The organism is Rhodopseudomonas pseudopalustris (assembly GCF_900110435.1).
Lineage (GTDB): Bacteria > Pseudomonadota > Alphaproteobacteria > Rhizobiales > Xanthobacteraceae > Rhodopseudomonas > Rhodopseudomonas pseudopalustris.
The window spans coordinates 50,568-66,230 of sequence record NZ_FODT01000008.1 but is presented as its reverse complement, the minus strand read 5'-3'; the positions used below and the strand labels follow the sequence as shown (position 1 = coordinate 66,230).

Here is a 15,663-nt window from a genome sequence, read left to right as displayed (position 1 = left end):
CGACGGGCTTGCAACCCGCGAGGAAGTAAAGCGTATTGCGGACCCTGCGGACTGAATTGAGGAGGTTGAGTTGAAGCGGTATGGCGTTCTCTATCTGGCGACGTTCATTGTCCTGATCCCGCTGGATTTCCTGTTTCTCGGCTTCATTGCGAAGGACTTCTTCGCCAGCCAGGTTGGCGAAATGCTCGGCCCGGTCCGGCTGCTGCCGGCGGTGATATTCTATTCGCTCTACGTCGTCGGCATCATGGTTTTCGTCAACGGATCGGCGACGGCGACCTTTCGGTCCTCGCTGCTGCTCGGGGCGCTGTTCGGACTGTTCTGCTATTCGACCTTCGAGCTCACTGCGCTTTCGGTGTTGAAGCATTGGACCTGGCCGATGGTCATCGCCGACATCTCGTGGGGGACCTTCGTCACGGCGATATCCGGCTCGCTGGGCTTGTTGATCGCCGATCGGCTGTCGCCGCGCTGATTGGCGACTGACGGCAACCAGCCGACCGACCATCTTCGAGCGGCCGCCTGCTGAAGGGCGGCCGCCGCCGCGTTGTCGGCATTCTGGTGCTCGGGCACCTTTCAGCATCCCGCGACATTTTGGTAGACCCTTTGCCTCGATAAAGCCGCTGCTGCGCCGCAACGCTGCCGGAGCGACTTGCGATCTGACCGTCCGTGACCGCGGTCACTGCGACAAATCCGTAACCCTCCTCATCAAAGAATCAGGAGTGAGGACGGAACCTCGCGAGCGCGAATGAAGGCTTAACCAAGCGTTTACGCCGGCGTGGAAATGCTGGTCGACAACCAACATGAAGAGCAAGGAACCATGACTGCCGCTGCCCTGGCCGATGAAATCGGCATCCAACCAACCCGTATTTCGGATCGCTACACTGCCGCTCAGGCGCTCGGAATCGTGCGCGACGGCGTGATCACCGGAGAGGGCCCGACGACCCGGGGCAGAGTCCACTTCTCACGGACGCTGGACGCCGCCGACGCTGCCTGGTGCGTCCGTATTCTCACTGCGGATGCGGTCGACAACCAGCCGGTGAGCCGCGCCGAATGCGAAGCGCTGTTCGAGATCAACGCCGCCGCTGCCGAGCGTCACGACAACGGCCGTTTCGACGACCTGTTCGCCAAGGCGGTGGTGCACCATGCGGCGGCCGCCTCGGGCCTGCCGGTGCCGCCGCGCAGCGTCGCGCTGTCGCCCGACACTGAGATCGAATCCTGGGCGCCGACCCGCGCCGTCGGCGTCGACACCGATGTCCTGGAGTGGATCGCGCGGCAGATGCGCGGCAGTGCGCGCCCGAACAATCGCACGTTGATGCGGATGGTCGCGACCCTCGTCGGCGTCGCAACCCTGCCGCTGATTCAAATGCCGAGCATGTTCGATCTGGGGATGTAACCAGGCCCGTGTCGTCATCCGCAGGTGCGCGCGCCGCGCGAAAGCGCGGCTCGACGTGCACCTCAAGATGACGCTGGAGAGTGATCGATCGGTGAGGCGGCGGGGATTACTTCCCCGCCGTTTTCTTTTTGCCTTCCTCGTCCGCGAGGCGGAGCGTGCGGCCCGGAAATCCCGCGGCGTCGTATCGCTGAGCAGGCGTCAACCCGAGGAGGTGCGCCGCGGTGAAGCCGACATCGGCATTGCTGACGGGCAGGGGATCGGCGAAGCCGGCTTTGAAGTCGGGGCCGACCGCCGCCATGAAGTTCATGGTGTCGCCGCGGCTGAACGAGCCGTGCATGCCCTGACCCTGGCGCAGTACGGTGTCGGCGACCTGGACCGAGCAGGTTGTCGGCTCGGCGCAGCCCGACGCATATGATCGGAAGTTGACGACGATCGCCGGCGTCGGCGTCACCGCCTTGCCCTTGAGGCCGAGCGCGGACATCGGCAGCGTGCCGGGGAAGCGGCCGAGATCGTCATCGACGAACAGTCCGCTGATATAGTCCTGTTCGAGCAGCGCCTTGATGGTGCGGGCGGCGAGCTTCCGGTCCCTGTTCGGCAGATAAATCAGGTCCGAGCCGCCATTGGTGGCGACGATCCATCGAGGTTCGCCCTCTATTGCCGGGCGTGATGCTGTTCAGGCTGTCGCCGTGGTTGTGCTGCCTGCCGTCCGGATCGCGCGACCAGAATACCAGGACGAACGGCTAAGTTCACGCCCTGGTCCCGCAGCGCGGCCGTCGCCGGCGCGGTCTCCGGGGTGACCGTCAGCGCCCGCAGCCCGTCCGGAATGAACAAAATCAGGTTGCGGGGCTGCGCATTCTGGGCGAAAGCGGTGCCTGCCGACAGGAGGGCGAGGCCCGCGATGAGCGGTGCGAGAGGGTGCGACGCATGGATGACCCTTTGCAGGAAAAGGGGGCCTGCGGGGCACCCCTTCGCAATATCTAGTTTTCCTCGGCGACAGAATTGTTACAAGCACACGCGCAATGCCGATTGCCGTCCCGGCCGGGAGGGCAGAACCACCCCAAGGTCGCAAGAACAAGAACATGTTCAAACGTATTCTGATCGCCAATCGCGGCGAGATCGCCTGCCGGGTCATCAAGACCGCCCGTTTGATGGGTATCGAGACGGTCGCCGTCTATTCCGAGGCGGATCGCGACGCTCTGCACGTCGAAATGGCCGATGAAGCGGTCCTGATCGGGCCTGCGGCGGCGTCCGAGAGCTATCTGGTGATCGAGAAGATCATCGAGGCCTGCAAGAAGACAGGGGCCGAGGCGGTGCATCCCGGCTACGGCTTCCTGTCGGAACGCGAGGCGTTCGCGCGCGCGCTGGCGGATGCCGGCATCGTCTTCATCGGTCCCAACCCCGGCGCGATCGCCGCGATGGGCGACAAGATCGAATCCAAGAAGGCGGCCGCCAAGGCCAAGGTCTCGACCGTGCCGGGCTTCCTCGGCGTGATCGAGGACGAGAAGCACGCGGTGAAGATCGCCGACGAGATCGGCTATCCGGTGATGATCAAGGCGTCGGCCGGCGGCGGCGGCAAGGGCATGCGCATCGCGCACTCGACCGCCGAGGTCGCCGAAGGCTTCGGCCTCGCCAAGGCCGAAGCGAAAGCCTCGTTCGGCGACGACCGCGTTTTCATCGAGAAGTTCATCGTCGATCCGCGCCATATCGAAATCCAGGTGCTCGGCGACAAGCACGGCAACGTCATCTATCTCGGCGAGCGCGAATGCTCGATCCAGCGCCGCAACCAGAAGGTGATCGAGGAAGCGCCGTCGCCGCTGCTCGACGAAGGCACCCGCCGCAAGATGGGCGAGCAGGCCGTCGCGCTGGCCAAGGCGGTGAACTACGACTCCGCCGGCACCGTCGAATTCGTCGCCGGCCAGGACAAGAGCTTCTACTTCCTGGAAATGAACACCCGCCTGCAGGTCGAACATCCGGTCACCGAGATGGTCACCGGCATCGATCTGGTCGAGCAGATGATCCGCGTCGCCGCCGGCGAGAAGCTGGCGCTGGCCCAGAAGGACGTGACGCTGAAGGGCTGGGCGGTGGAAAGCCGCGTCTATGCCGAAGATCCGTTCCGCAACTTCCTGCCGTCGATCGGCCGCCTCGTGAAGTATCGGCCGCCGGCCGAGAGCTCCGTCTCCGGCGTCACCGTGCGCAACGACACCGGCGTGCAGGAAGGCGGGGAAATCTCGATCTTCTACGATCCGATGATCGCCAAGCTGGTGACCCACGCGCCGTCCCGCGCCGCGGCGATCGAGGCGCAGGCCCATGCGCTGGACGCGTTCTATGTCGACGGCATCCGCCACAACATTCCGTTCCTGTCGGCGCTGATGACGCATCCGCGCTGGCGCGAGGGCAATCTGTCGACCGGCTTCATCGCCGAGGAATTCCCGCAGGGCTTCGCGGCGCGTCTGCCGGAGGGCGATGTCGCCCGCCGCATCGCCGCGGTCGGCGCCGCGATCGACCGTGTGATCGGCGAGCGCAAGCGCAAGATCTCCGGCCAGATGATCGGCCGGGCGGTGATCCGCGAACGGCGCCGCAGCGTCTGGCTGGAGCGCAGCGAGATTCCGCTCGACGTGATCCGCGAGGGCGACGGCTTCGTGGTGCGCTTCGTCGAAGCCGAAGGATCGCTGGGGCAGCCGCATCAATTGCTGTCGTCGTGGCTTCCCGGCGATCCGGTATGGCAGGGCACGATCGACGGCCACCCGCTGGCGGTGCAGGTCCGCTCGGTCCCGAACGGATTCCGGCTCGCCCATCACGGCTACGAGGTGGCGGTCAACGTCTTCACCGAGCGCGAGGCCTCGGCGGCGCGCTGGATGCTGGAAGGCAACAAGGCCGACACCGGCAAGAAGGTGCTGTGCCCGATGCCGGGCCTGGTGATCTCGATCGCGGTGATCGAGGGCCAGGAGGTCAAGGCCGGCGAGACGCTGGCGGTGGTCGAGGCGATGAAGATGCAGAACGTGCTGCGCGCCGAGCGCGACGGGCAGGTGAAGAAGATTCACGCTGCGCCCGGCGCCACGCTGGCGGTCGACGCGCTGATCCTCGAGTTCGCGTAGCCTGCGATGGCCTGGCGCAACCGCCGCGGCGCGCTGCGGGCGATCCTGTCGGGATCGGCCTGCGTGCGGCCGGCGTCGGTGTATGACGCGATCTCGATCCGGATCGCCGACGATCTCGGCTTTCCGCTCGGGATGTTCGGTGGCTCGGTGGCGTCGCTGGCGATCCTCGGCGATCCTGATATCGCGCTGATCACGCTGACCGAGCTTGCCGAGCAGATGCGGCGGATGGCGCGCGCCGCCGCGCTGCCGGTGCTGGTCGACGCCGACCACGGCTACGGCAACGCGCTCAACGTCCGCCGCACCGTGCAGGAATTGGAAGCGGCCGGCGCCGCCGGTCTCACCATCGAGGACACACTGCTGCCGCAGGCCTATGGCGAGGCCAGCCCGCAACTGATCTCGCGCGAGGAGGGGCTCGGCAAGATCAAGGCCGCGCTCGATGCAAGGCTCGATCCGTCGCTGGTGATCGTCGGCCGCACCGGCGCCTGCGCGATCACTTCGCTCGACGACGCGATCGATCGCGCGGTGGCCTATCAAGCCGCCGGCGTCGACGCACTGTTCTTCACCGGCGTGAAGACGCGGCCGCAACTCGATGCGATCGCTGCTGCGACGACGCTGCCGATCGTGCTGGGTAGTCCGCCTGCGGAGCTCACCGATTGGGACTATCTCGCCGCGCAGCGGGTGCGGATCGCGGTGCAGGGCCACGCGCCGATCGCCGCCGCGACCGAGGCGGTGTTCAACACGCTGTCGGCGATCAGGAACGGCGCAACGCCGAAGCAATTGACCGGGCTGGCGAGCGCGGAGCTGATGGATCAGGTCACGCGCGCCGATGTCGTGGCCGAGCGCGGCGCGCATTTCCTCGGCCTGAAGCGGTCATGAGCCGGCCATGAGTGAACTGATCCGCCAGCTCACGATCCACGGTCGCGTGCAGGGCGTCGGCTATCGCGCCTGGCTCGCGATGACCGCCGAGGCGCAGGGCCTCGAAGGCTGGGTCCGCAATCGCCGCGACGGCAACGTCGAGGCGTTGTTGGCAGGGCGCGAGACGGTGGTGGCCGAGATGATCTCCCGATGCCGCACTGGCCCGTCGGCGGCCCATGTCGACGAGGTGATCGTCGAGGAGGCGGGGCAGGACGCCTTGAACCTGCGCTATGAGGGCGAGCGATTCTCGATCCTATCGACGCTGTAAGGCGAACGCTCGCCGCCGCGCAAGTTCAGAGTCGCTTGCCCGCGCGGCGCTGGTCTCCCGCCTTCCTCTCGGATTGATCGCATCGATCGAACTGACGCGCAGTAACGCGAAGACGCGATTGCTCGACGCACTGATGCAGCCACGCGATCACGACCGACCCATCCGAGCGCGTATTTCGGCATCCTGAAATTTCATCTGACGCAGCCCGAAAGCGGAATGGCCGAGGTGTCGCCATGCCCGCAACGACTTCGGTCGCCACCAGCGATATTGACAGCATACTGCCAATATGGCAGTATGCTGTCATGATAGATTCATACGACGATCCGTTCGACAACGACGTCAACGCCCTGGTGCTGGAGATCTTCCGGCTCAATGGCGCGCTGGTCCGGTTCGGCGACACGCTCGTGAAGCCGCTCGGTCTCACCAGCGCGCGTTGGCAGGTGCTGGGATCGATTGCGCACGGCCGGGGCACGTTCTCGGTCGCTCGCCTGGCCGACAATATGGGCCTTGCCCGCCAATCGGTGCAGCGGATCGTCGACGAATTGGCCGAGGCGGGGCTGGTCGGCTTCGAGCCCAATCCGGCGCACAAACGGGCGAAGCTGGTGGTGATGACGTCGCGGGGCGAGCGGGTGTTCGAACGCGCCTCGCAGGCGTGGCGGCCGATCGCCGAGACCTTGGCGGCGCAGATGCCCGCCCGCCAACTTCGAAAGACCACCGAAAACCTGGCCGCATTGCGCGGCCAGTTGGAAGTTCAAAGTGACAGGAGTTCAGAATGATCAAGAAGCTGCATCCGATCGCCGGAATCGTCGCCTTTCTCACCATCCTCGGCTTCTGGGTTTCGACCGTAGCCGTCGAACTCGGCGGCGACGACGCCGGAATTGCGACCGTCAAGCTCGGCATTCTGTGGGGGTTGCTGCTGCTGATTCCGTCGATCGCGATCGCCGGCGCCAGCGGCTTCAAGCTCGGCGGCAAGTCACAGAATCCCAATGTGGTGAGCAAGCGGAAGCGGATGCCGTTGATCGTTTTCAACGGCATCGCAGTGCTCGTGCCCTGCGCGATCTTCCTGCAGCAACGGGCGAGTGCGGGGCTGTTCGACCAGACCTTCACCGTCGTGCAGGCGATCGAACTGATTGCCGGCGCGGTCAACCTCACTCTGCTCGGCCTCAACATCCGCGACGGCTTCAGATTGACCAGGCGAGTCGGCGTGGCGACCACCTGACGCAGGCCCAGCCAAGGTCGCCGGATGAGTGGACGCTGAGCCGGTGCGACCGATATCGAGGACATCGCGATGACGATGACATTGAAGAGTACGCCTGATCGTTACGGCATGGTGGCGATCACGATCCATTGGGTCAGCGCCGCTCTGATCCTGATCCTGCTGATCACCGGCTTTCGCGCTGCGGGCGCCGAGGATGCCGCGGGGAAGGCGGCTTGGCTGCGGATTCATCTGCCCGTCGCGGTGCTGGTGCTGATGCTGACGCTGTTCCGCATCGTCTGGTGGCTGGCGATCGACCGCAAGCCGGATCTGATTGCCGGTTCCCCGCCATCGCAGGAGCGCGTCGCCCGGGCGGTGCATCTGGTGCTGTATATCGTGGTGCTCGGCATGTTCAGCAGCGGCGTCGGCATGACGCTGGCGAGCGGCGCGGCGCCGATCATCTTCGGCGCAGAAGGCTCTGCGCTGCCCGACTTCTGGCGCTATCCGCCACGCGTGCCGCATGGCCTTGGCGCAAGGCTATTGGTCAGCCTGCTGATATTTCACGTCGCAGCCGCGCTCTTTCACCACTACGTTCGCAATGATCGCCTGCTTCGGCGCATCTGGTACGCCGACTGAGATCAAACTGCCGAAGCGCCGTCGATCAGACCGGCGCTTCGGGTGAACATGCACGCACCGACCGGTCTCATGGCTGCGACAGCGCGTCGAGGTGACAGCTCCGCTCGACAGGGCTGATGCCGGTCGCTGCGGTGTTTTGACAAACGCATATGGTTGATGACAAATGCAGCGGTGTCATTCGTGGCTCGCCGGCGGGCGGGCCGCGTCGGAAAGTTCCAGGTGCAGCCCTGGGCGCTTACTGTCAGCCAACGCTTGCCATCTCGATGCTCATGATGCCAGACGCCGGCCGTGCCTGAACCTCAACGTGGTCCGTCCGATCAGGTCGCGATGCGTGCAGCCGTACAGGCGCACGACTGGGCGTCGACTCCGCTGGGTCCCTCCGATCATTGGCCGGCGCCGCTGCGCGTGACCGTGGCGACGATGCTCGCGACAGCGGTCCCGTCCTTCATCGTTTGGGGGCCGGAGCAGACGTTGATCTACAACGACGGCTATATCGAATTGCTGGCGAAGCGGCATCCCGCCGCGCTGGGGCGTTCGTTCCGCGACGTGTGGCCGGAAATCTGGTCCGACCTGGAGCCGCTGGTGCGTCGCGCCTATGACGGCGAAGCGCTGTCGCAGCAGAACCTGCCTTTGCTGATGGAGCGCAGAGGTTACGTCGAGGAGACCTGGTTCACGTATTTCTATACGCCGATCAGTCTCGACGACGGCAGCATCGGCGGTTTTCTCTGCGGCTGCATCGAGAACACCGAGCCGATGCGCTCCGGCAAGGCGCTCGAGGAAGCCAACGCCAAACTGCAGCAGGCGATCACCGAACAGCGCGCTGCGCACGATGCCGTCGGACGCAGCGAGGCGCGCTATCGCGCGCTGTTCGAGGCGATCGACGACGGGTTCTGCATCATCGAGTTCTTCGACGGGCCGCACGGTCCGTTGAGCGACTACGTCCATGTCGAAGCCAATGCCGGCTACGAGCGGCAGACCGGAATCCCCGACATCGTCGGCAGAACCGTCCGCGATCTGGTCCCGGACGAAGCGGATGGATGGGTCGAACTGTATCGCGACGTTCTCTTCACCGGGCGGGCCATCCACTTCGAGCGCGACTTCGTCGCGGTGAACCGCATCATCGAGGTGTCGGCCTCGCGGATCGAGCCGGAGAGCCGCCGGCAGGTCTCGGTGCTGTTCCGGGATATCACCGCGCGAAAGCAGTCCGAGGCGGCGCTCCGCGCCAGCGAAACGCTCGCCCGGGAAAACGTGCAGCGCGTCAAGCTCGCGCTGGCGGCCGGTGCGATCATCGGCACATGGCTCTGGGATCTGCCCAACGACCGCTTCACGGTCGACGAGGCTTTCGCCCGCGCGTTCGGGCTGGACCCCGCCAAGGGCCGCGAAGGCCTCAGCCTTGCGCAAATCGTCGAGACCGTTCACCCGGACGATCAGGCGGGCTTGGCCGCGGCGATCAACGAGGCCGTCAAGCGGGGCGGGTCCTACGCGCATCAGTATCGGGTGCGGCGTGCGGACGGGAAATACTATTGGCTGGAGGCCAATGGACGTGTCGACCACGGGCCGGACGGCACGCCGTTGAGTTTTCCCGGCGTGCTGATCGACGTCGAGGACCGCCGCGCTTTGGTGGACGAGCGCGACCGCGCGATCTCGGCGCTGCGTTCGCTCAACGAAACCCTGGAGCAGCGCATTGCCGAAAGCCGGGCCGAACTGCTGCGGTCCGAGGAGCAGTTGCGGCAATCGCAGAAGATGGAAGCGGTCGGTCAGTTGACCGGTGGCCTCGCGCACGACTTCAACAACCTGCTGGCCGGCATCTCGGGCAGTCTCGAACTGATGACCACACGGATCAGCCAGGGTCGGCTCAAGGATGTCGACAAATATCTGGTGGCCGCGCAGGGGGCTGTGAAGCGCGCCGCATCTCTCACGCACCGCCTGCTGGCATTCGCGCGCCGCCAGACCCTCACGCCGACGGCGGCGAACGTCAACAAACTCGTCAGCGGCATGCTGGACTTGATCCAGCGCACGGTCGGCCCCGGTATCGAGGTTCAGCACGTCGGCGCCACCGGCCTGTGGGCCGTGCTGGTGGACGTGCCGCAGCTCGAGAGCGCATTGCTCAATCTGTGCATCAACGCGCGCGACGCCATGCCCAGCGGCGGCAAGATCACGATCGAGACCGGCAATCGCTGGATCGATCGCGTCCAGTCCAGAATCTACGACATTCCGACCGGGCAATACGTGTCGCTGTGCGTCTCCGACACCGGCACCGGCATGACGCGCGACGTGATCGCCAAGGCGTTCGACCCGTTCTTCACCACCAAGCCGATCGGCCAGGGTACGGGGCTCGGCCTGTCGATGATCTACGGCTTCGCCCAGCAGTCCGGCGGGCAGGTGCGGATCTATTCCGAAGTCGGCGAAGGCGCGATGGTCTGCATCTATCTTCCGCCCCATCGCGGCAACGCGGCGGAGGATGAGCGCAGCCCGGACTCGACTGTCATTCCGTTCGCTGAGGCGGGCGAGACCGTGCTTGTCGTCGACGACGAGCCGACGGTGCGGATGCTGGTCGCCGACGTGCTGGAAGATCTCGGCTACACCGCGCTCGAGGCGGCCGACAGCGTCGGCGGCTTGAGGATCCTGCAATCGGAGGCGCGGATCGACCTGCTGGTGACGGATGTCGGCTTGCCGGGCGGGATGAACGGGCGGCAATTGGCCGACGCGGCGCGCGAGAGCCGGCCCAATCTCAATGTCCTGTTCATCACCGGCTTCGCCGAAAACGCGCTGCTCAACAACGGCCAGCTCGAGCCGGGCATGGCGGTTCTCACCAAGCCGTTCGCGGTCGACACGCTGGCCGCGCGCATCCGCGAGCTGATCGCCAAGTAAGCCGACGAGCTACGGCTCAATCCGCCCATTCCGGATCGGCGGTGAAGACGATGGTCAGCCAGCGGTCCGGACTGTCGCCGCCGATCAATTCGCCGATCTCGTCGCTGATCTTGTCCCATTCTTCGAGGCGCTTGGCCGGCCAGCCTTTTGGGACGATGAAATACAGCTCGATCTGACGGCCGCGGCCGACCCGCGCCACATAGGCGCGATAGGAGAGGAAGCCGTATTGCTCGACGATCTGCTGCGCGACCTGGTCGACATGCTGTTTGAGGTCGGCGGGCGTCACCAGCATGATATCGGCCAGCGCCTGCCGGATGGTGTTGACCGGCACCGGGATCATCGCAATGCAGACCAGCGCCAGCACCACCGGGTCGATATAGGGTGACACCCAGGCGTAGCGGGTGCCCTGGATCGCATAGCCGAAGACGAAGGCGGCGAGCAGCGCCGCGGTCAGGGCGGCGGACATCAGCCAGGCCTTGGCGTCCAGCGCCAGGAAGCTGGATTTGATTGTCCGGTTGGCCCGCATTCCATAGATCGCCATCGCGATCTCGGCGACGACGGCGAATGCCGCGTAGATGATCGCCTGGTCGAAGGCGAGGGCCCGGCCGCCGGTCAGCAGGCTGCCGATCGCGTTGATCAGCGCGTAGATCGCCGACCCCATCAGCAGCGTGCCGTTCAGCCCGAGCACGAACGGCTCGAGATGCCAGAAGCCCATGGTGAAACGTTCGTCGAGCTTGCTCTTGACCGGGCCGGCGGCGGTCGACGCCGCGATCAGGTTCGACACCAGCAGCGCCAGCACGGTCATCGAGGCGTCGGTCAGCGAGTAGAAGCCGTCGAACACGATCGATGCCGAGCCGGACAGCAAGCCGAACAGAATGCCGAGGATCGCCAGGACGAATGTCACGGCGATCGATACCCGCAGGACTTTCTGTTCGGTCGTCATGCTGTCGCCCTCGGCTGCGCCCGTCTTCGCGTCGCAGCGCTGTCGAGGCCGTCGAGCACCACCTCGACCATCAGTCGGTAGCTGCGCTCGGAGCTCAGACTTCGAAACGCCGGCACCAGCCGTCTCACCGTGGCGAATGACGGCTCCGGGAGCTGGGTGATCTCGCGGGCTTCCAGGTCGCAGGCGACCCGCAGGAAGCCCCTGGCCTCGGCGGCGGCGAGACCGATCACGGTCGCGTACCAGCCGATCCCGACCTCGGCCAGGTCCTGGTCGCCGAACCCGGCTTCCTCCAGCGCCTGGTAGACCGTCTCGATGTGCTGATAGTCGGCCGGGCCGGTGGTCCAGAACCGGGACATCAGGCCGAAGGTGCAGGGAAAGGCCAGCGCCACCCGTCGATACTGGAGCGCCAGCGCCCGCAGGCGTCCGCGCCAGTCCAGCGTCGGGTCGGACGCGCGAAGCTGAGCGGTGAGGTGGTCGGCCATCGCCCGCAGCAGACCGTCCTTGGATTTGAAGTGATAGAGCACCGTCATCGGATCGCAGCCGAGCTTCTGGCCGAGCTTGCGCAGGCTGAAATCGGCTTCACCCACATGCTCGATCAGCTCGATCGCCGCAGCCACGATGGCCTCCGGAGCGAGGGGCCGTGGCTCGGTCTTCGGCTTCAACGGCAAGATTGCCTCCTGGTCAGGATCAAGGGCCTCGCGCGGAGCGGCGAGGGGACGTCGACGACGCCCGCGTCAACGACATCATCCGGGGCGAGCCACAAGCGGCCGCCGCATCCGGCGGCTGAGTGGCCGCGGTGCCTTCCGGAATTCGTTTCTACGCTGTAGAGATGTTTTTACAGGGCGGAATTTAAGCTTGTCAATCTGGCGCTGTGGCGCGGCCGGCAGCGCCCGCCCACTCCGAAAACCGAGATCCTCTTGCCGGGATCATGCTCTATCCGCGCGGTCCCCAGAGGATGATGGCTGCGCCGATCAGGCAGACGCACCCGCCGGTGACGTCCCACCGGTCCGGACGCACGTTCTCGACGCTCCAGAGCCAAACCAGCGATGCGACGATGTAGATGCCGCCATAGCTCGCATAAGCGCGACCGGCGGCCTGGCTCTCGACCAGCGTCAGCAGATAGGCGAACGCCGCGAGGGAGAGCATTCCCGGCAGCAGCCACCACGCCGGCTTGCCGAGCCGCAGCCACCCCCAGAACGCAAAGCAGCCGGCGATCTCGGCGAGGGCCGCGCAGACGTAGATGATAGGGCTCTTCATACGGACGACGAATTCACAGAGCCTGCCGCCGGTTCGGCGCCCGACGTGTTGACGGTCGCACCGAAGATCGCGGTGAACGACGCGCGCAACGCGAGGTCGACGTCGGTCATCGTCACCGGCAGTCCGAGGTCGACCAGGCTGGTCACGCCGTAACGCGGGTCGCTGATCCCGCAGGGCACGATCGCGGCGAAATGACCGAGGTCCGGCTCGACGTTGATGGCGATGCCGTGCAGAGACACCCAGCGCTTCAGCCGGACGCCGATCGCAGCGATCTTGTCTTCGTGGCCCACGCCCTTGTCGGGGCGCGCCACCCAGACGCCGACGCGATCCTCGCGCCGCTCACCGCGGACATTGAACGCCTCCAGCGTGGCGATGATCCATTGCTCGAGTGCTGCGACATAAGCGCGGACGTCTGGGCGGCGGCGCTTCAGGTCCAGCATCACATAGGCCACCCGCTGGCCGGGGCCGTGATAGGTGAGCTGCCCGCCGCGCCCGGTGGCGTGCAGCGGGAAGCGCGGGTCGAGCAGGTCGGCAGCCTGGCCGCTGGTTCCGGAGGTGTAGAGCGGCGGATGCTCGAGCAGCCAGACCAGCTCGTCGGCGTCTCCGGCGGCAATCGCCGCCGCCCGCGAGTCCATCGCCGCGACCGCTTCGGAATAGGGGACCTGCGAATCAGAAATCAGCCATTCGACCGCGCGCCCGCTGGCATCGGGCAGGAAGCCCGCGAGTTCGAGCGTCTGGCGGGGATGCTGCGAGATATTAATCATTGGATAACCATAACGTGGTCAAGTTCGCACAGGTTCGTTTCACAGGCTGCCAGTCCGGGTTCCAGTGCCAACACTCGATAAAGTCTCGGTCGATCTCATGGTGGTGCTCGGCACCACGTCGATGCCCATTCACCAGGTTCTGCGGTTGAGCCGCGGCGCTATCATTGAACTGGACGCCACCGAGGCGGACGAGGTCAAGATCCTCGCCAACAACATGCCGATCGCCAGCGGCGTTGTGCTGGTCGATCGCAATCGCATTGCGGTCGAGGTCAAGCAAATGTTGACGAGATCGCCTGATCGACGATGATGGCCTTGTACCCCCTTCATTGATTTGTTAAATGGGCGCCGTCGATCCGGTCGGGCGCCAGCCTGAAACTGATCCCAAGCGCTCGTGGCGGAATTGGTAGACGCGCTGCCTTGAGGTGGCAGTGAGTAAAATCGTGGGGGTTCGAGTCCCTCCGAGCGCACCAAAAATTTAGCTCATAAGTCATTGAAATACTTGAGGTTTATCGGCGATATTTGCCCATTATGGTATCATTATAGGGTTTTTTGGTCCACAAGTTGGGCCACCTTGTGGGCCACAAATTCCCATGCATCAACGCTTCTACTTCTAACGAGAAGTTGCATTTTCCGCCGACTCTCGGATATGGCTCCAGAAAAGCTTGGTGAGTTATGTCTGAAACGTACGTCTATCACCCGGATATTCCGGAGAGCTGCCCTTTAGACGGCGCCGAGCCGGTGGGAACGATCTACCGATCGGTGCAGGGTTTTCCTCCCCTCGCGGCGGATTTTGATTCCGATGTTGAGGCCAACAAGCCGAACGCAAAGCGCGGCAATTGCAAGCACTGGGGGTGCTCTGTCTGGCAGGATCTGCAATCAGCAGAGCACGCACGCAAGGTTTACGACACGTTTCGTACGAGCTACATCGTCGTGGGGGATCTACAGCCTAGTGCCGGCCAGGTGCTAGCAACCCCGTCGAAGGCTCAGCCTGGCCATGCGACTTTCTGGAAAGTTCACGGACTGGATGTATCTAGTCACTTTCGAAAGTTGCTCGATCCAATTCTTCCTCAGCAGGACGATCCGTTGGGACCCATGTAATGTGGTCGATTAACGAACCTTCACTGCGCCCCTGGACGACAGATCCGATCGTCCCGGATGAAATTCTCTATGAATTCAACGGTCCGCTCACCTTCACTGCCTCTTTTGGGCCTTTCGATGCATTGTTCCATCACATAGGGCGGCGGGAAAATTCGAATTTCTATGCTGTCGTCCAGTCGAATGAGCAGACTGTTGAGGCATTGCAATCAGGCGCACTGTCGATCCGCGGAGCGTTAAGCTGCCGCACTATTTGGATAGTCGACCTGGATCTAACATTCGCGGTTCAACGCTATTGGATCTGCGATCAGGACGATTTTCCTGAAAAATTGATGCCCGCTAGAAATGTTCCATTATACGCTTCCATGGAGCAAGCTCCTGATAGTCTGGAGGAGGCGAACGCATACTTCTCGATCGCCTTCAGAGGAGAAAGACTCGCAAACAAAAGTATTCCTTTCAATCTTCTAAAGTCCCTCATTGACGATTCCTACGAAGCAGCTCGGCGCCTTCTAAGTCCCGCGTTTATGGCCGGCGCCAAAAGCGCCACTTTCGATTTTCCGGCTCGGGCAATTCCGGGTAGCCTCATTCTTGCGTTGGATGAACCACGGATCAACGATGCGCTACTTAGAAGAAGAACGGCCGAGTCTCCTTTGAGCGTCGAAGACGCACAAGCATCGTTTATCGAGCAACGCGACTTGTTTTTCCAAGAGACTGCTGAGCTCGTAGCGAAGGCGAACTCGGGACAACTTTCGGACAGTCTTGCCGAAGAGCGGTTTGCTTTGCTCGACAACCTCCAGCAGATTATCCCATCCGATCAAAATCGAATTGAGAGCGTCGTTTTCTCTGCAAGAGAGGGTAATTCTGTATTGTCGGTCGCAGTGAATGAACGTGCGGGCACGACGATGCATCGAGCTTTCAAGCGGATCGAAAAAAAGGCGGTGACGGACGTCGGCCGAGTTGAAATTGTTAACTCGCCCAGCAAGACGTTTGTCTATCGGTCGTCTCGCGGTAAGCAAGTTACGTGCTACGTTTCTCCCGAAGAATTCCAAACCCTAGAAGAGAGCGGGAAGCTTCAGATCGGCGCTTTGGTTCGGGTCAAGGGACATCTAGCAAAAAGACCTCAGAGAGATCAGATGACATCTGAAGGGCAGCCCGACATAACCGTACCGCCAAGAACGAGTCGGGGTTAAATAGGCTCCTAAGGCTTGCCCACCTTGCGCGGCATGTGTCGTCC

16 protein-coding genes, 1 tRNA gene and 1 pseudogene are annotated in these 15,663 nt (G+C 63.9%); 13 read left to right on the top strand and 5 right to left on the bottom strand.

All coding sequences use genetic code 11. The features are described 5' to 3' along the window. Positions 1-70 precede the first annotated feature (70 nt). Positions 71-469, top strand: coding sequence for a DUF2177 family protein (locus tag BMY71_RS16285; RefSeq protein WP_092685099.1), 399 nt, complete (start codon positions 71-73; stop codon positions 467-469). A 345-nt stretch (positions 470-814) separates the two neighbouring features. Then, positions 815-1,390, top strand: coding sequence for a hypothetical protein (locus BMY71_RS16280; protein ID WP_041806027.1), 576 nt, complete (start codon positions 815-817; stop codon positions 1,388-1,390). A 106-nt stretch (positions 1,391-1,496) separates the two neighbouring features. On the opposite strand, the pseudogene BMY71_RS25305 reads toward BMY71_RS16280, so the two are convergent. Then, positions 1,497-2,036: pseudogene (locus tag BMY71_RS25305) on the bottom strand (alkaline phosphatase family protein); the annotation flags it as partial. Positions 2,037-2,469: 433 nt separating this feature from the next. Here BMY71_RS25305 and BMY71_RS16270 point away from each other — a divergent pair. From BMY71_RS16270 to BMY71_RS16240, 7 genes are all read left to right on the top strand, one after another. Further along, a complete protein-coding gene (locus tag BMY71_RS16270; RefSeq protein ID WP_092685097.1) occupies positions 2,470-4,485 on the top strand; it encodes an acetyl-CoA carboxylase biotin carboxylase subunit in 2,016 nt (671 codons plus the stop codon). Between the two features lie 6 nt (positions 4,486-4,491). Continuing rightward, positions 4,492-5,361, top strand: coding sequence for an isocitrate lyase/PEP mutase family protein (locus tag BMY71_RS16265; protein WP_092685096.1), 870 nt, complete (start codon positions 4,492-4,494; stop codon positions 5,359-5,361). A gap of 7 nt (positions 5,362-5,368) precedes the next feature. Further along, positions 5,369-5,668 carry an acylphosphatase gene (locus BMY71_RS16260; RefSeq protein WP_092685094.1) on the top strand — a complete coding sequence of 100 codons (300 nt, stop codon included), beginning with the start codon at positions 5,369-5,371 and terminating at the stop codon, positions 5,666-5,668. A gap of 233 nt (positions 5,669-5,901) precedes the next feature. Further along, entirely contained in the window at positions 5,902-6,444 is a 543-nt protein-coding gene (locus BMY71_RS16255; protein ID WP_011503490.1) for a MarR family winged helix-turn-helix transcriptional regulator, read from the top strand. Further along, positions 6,441-6,887, top strand: coding sequence for a hypothetical protein (locus BMY71_RS16250; protein WP_092685092.1), 447 nt, complete (start codon positions 6,441-6,443; stop codon positions 6,885-6,887). Before BMY71_RS16255 ends, BMY71_RS16250 begins: the two co-directional genes overlap by 4 nt. A gap of 69 nt (positions 6,888-6,956) precedes the next feature. Beyond that, the gene (locus BMY71_RS16245; protein ID WP_011503488.1) at positions 6,957-7,499 is read left to right on the top strand and encodes a cytochrome b; all 543 of its coding nucleotides are present in this window, start codon (positions 6,957-6,959) and stop codon (positions 7,497-7,499) included. A 327-nt stretch (positions 7,500-7,826) separates the two neighbouring features. After that, complete coding sequence (locus BMY71_RS16240; RefSeq protein ID WP_244526080.1) at positions 7,827-10,370, top strand: PAS domain-containing hybrid sensor histidine kinase/response regulator; 2,544 nt, start codon at positions 7,827-7,829, stop codon at positions 10,368-10,370. 16 nt (positions 10,371-10,386) lie between these two features. On the opposite strand, the gene BMY71_RS16235 is transcribed toward BMY71_RS16240, so the two are convergent. The 4 genes from BMY71_RS16235 to lipB all read right to left on the bottom strand — a co-directional run bounded on the left by BMY71_RS16235 (position 10,387) and on the right by lipB (position 13,334). After that, the gene (locus tag BMY71_RS16235; protein ID WP_011503486.1) at positions 10,387-11,313 is read right to left on the bottom strand and encodes a cation diffusion facilitator family transporter; all 927 of its coding nucleotides are present in this window, start codon (positions 11,311-11,313) and stop codon (positions 10,387-10,389) included. After that, complete coding sequence (locus tag BMY71_RS16230; RefSeq protein WP_092685090.1) at positions 11,310-11,981, bottom strand: TetR/AcrR family transcriptional regulator; 672 nt, start codon at positions 11,979-11,981, stop codon at positions 11,310-11,312. Before BMY71_RS16230 ends, BMY71_RS16235 begins: the two co-directional genes overlap by 4 nt. A 265-nt stretch (positions 11,982-12,246) precedes the next feature. Next, complete coding sequence (locus BMY71_RS16225) at positions 12,247-12,570, bottom strand: YnfA family protein (RefSeq protein ID WP_092685088.1); 324 nt, start codon at positions 12,568-12,570, stop codon at positions 12,247-12,249. Continuing rightward, positions 12,567-13,334 (bottom strand): lipoyl(octanoyl) transferase LipB, encoded by a 768-nt coding sequence (gene lipB / locus BMY71_RS16220; protein WP_092685086.1) that lies wholly within the window; start codon positions 13,332-13,334, stop codon positions 12,567-12,569. The genes BMY71_RS16225 and lipB overlap by 4 nt, the downstream gene beginning before the upstream one ends. 64 nt (positions 13,335-13,398) lie before the next feature. Here lipB and BMY71_RS16215 point away from each other — a divergent pair, with 64 nt between their 5' ends. The 4 genes from BMY71_RS16215 to BMY71_RS16205 all read left to right on the top strand — a co-directional run bounded on the left by BMY71_RS16215 (position 13,399) and on the right by BMY71_RS16205 (position 15,619). Beyond that, positions 13,399-13,641, top strand: a complete 243-nt coding sequence (locus tag BMY71_RS16215) for a FliM/FliN family flagellar motor switch protein (protein WP_011503482.1) — start codon at positions 13,399-13,401, stop codon at positions 13,639-13,641. A 78-nt stretch (positions 13,642-13,719) separates the two neighbouring features. After that, positions 13,720-13,804: transfer RNA gene (locus tag BMY71_RS16210), tRNA-Leu, on the top strand. A gap of 202 nt (positions 13,805-14,006) precedes the next feature. Then, entirely contained in the window at positions 14,007-14,432 is a 426-nt protein-coding gene (locus tag BMY71_RS24450) for a hypothetical protein (RefSeq protein WP_139202656.1), read from the top strand. Next, complete coding sequence (locus BMY71_RS16205; RefSeq protein ID WP_139202655.1) at positions 14,432-15,619, top strand: hypothetical protein; 1,188 nt, start codon at positions 14,432-14,434, stop codon at positions 15,617-15,619. Before BMY71_RS24450 ends, BMY71_RS16205 begins: the two co-directional genes overlap by 1 nt. The last annotated feature ends 44 nt before the right edge of the window (positions 15,620-15,663 follow it).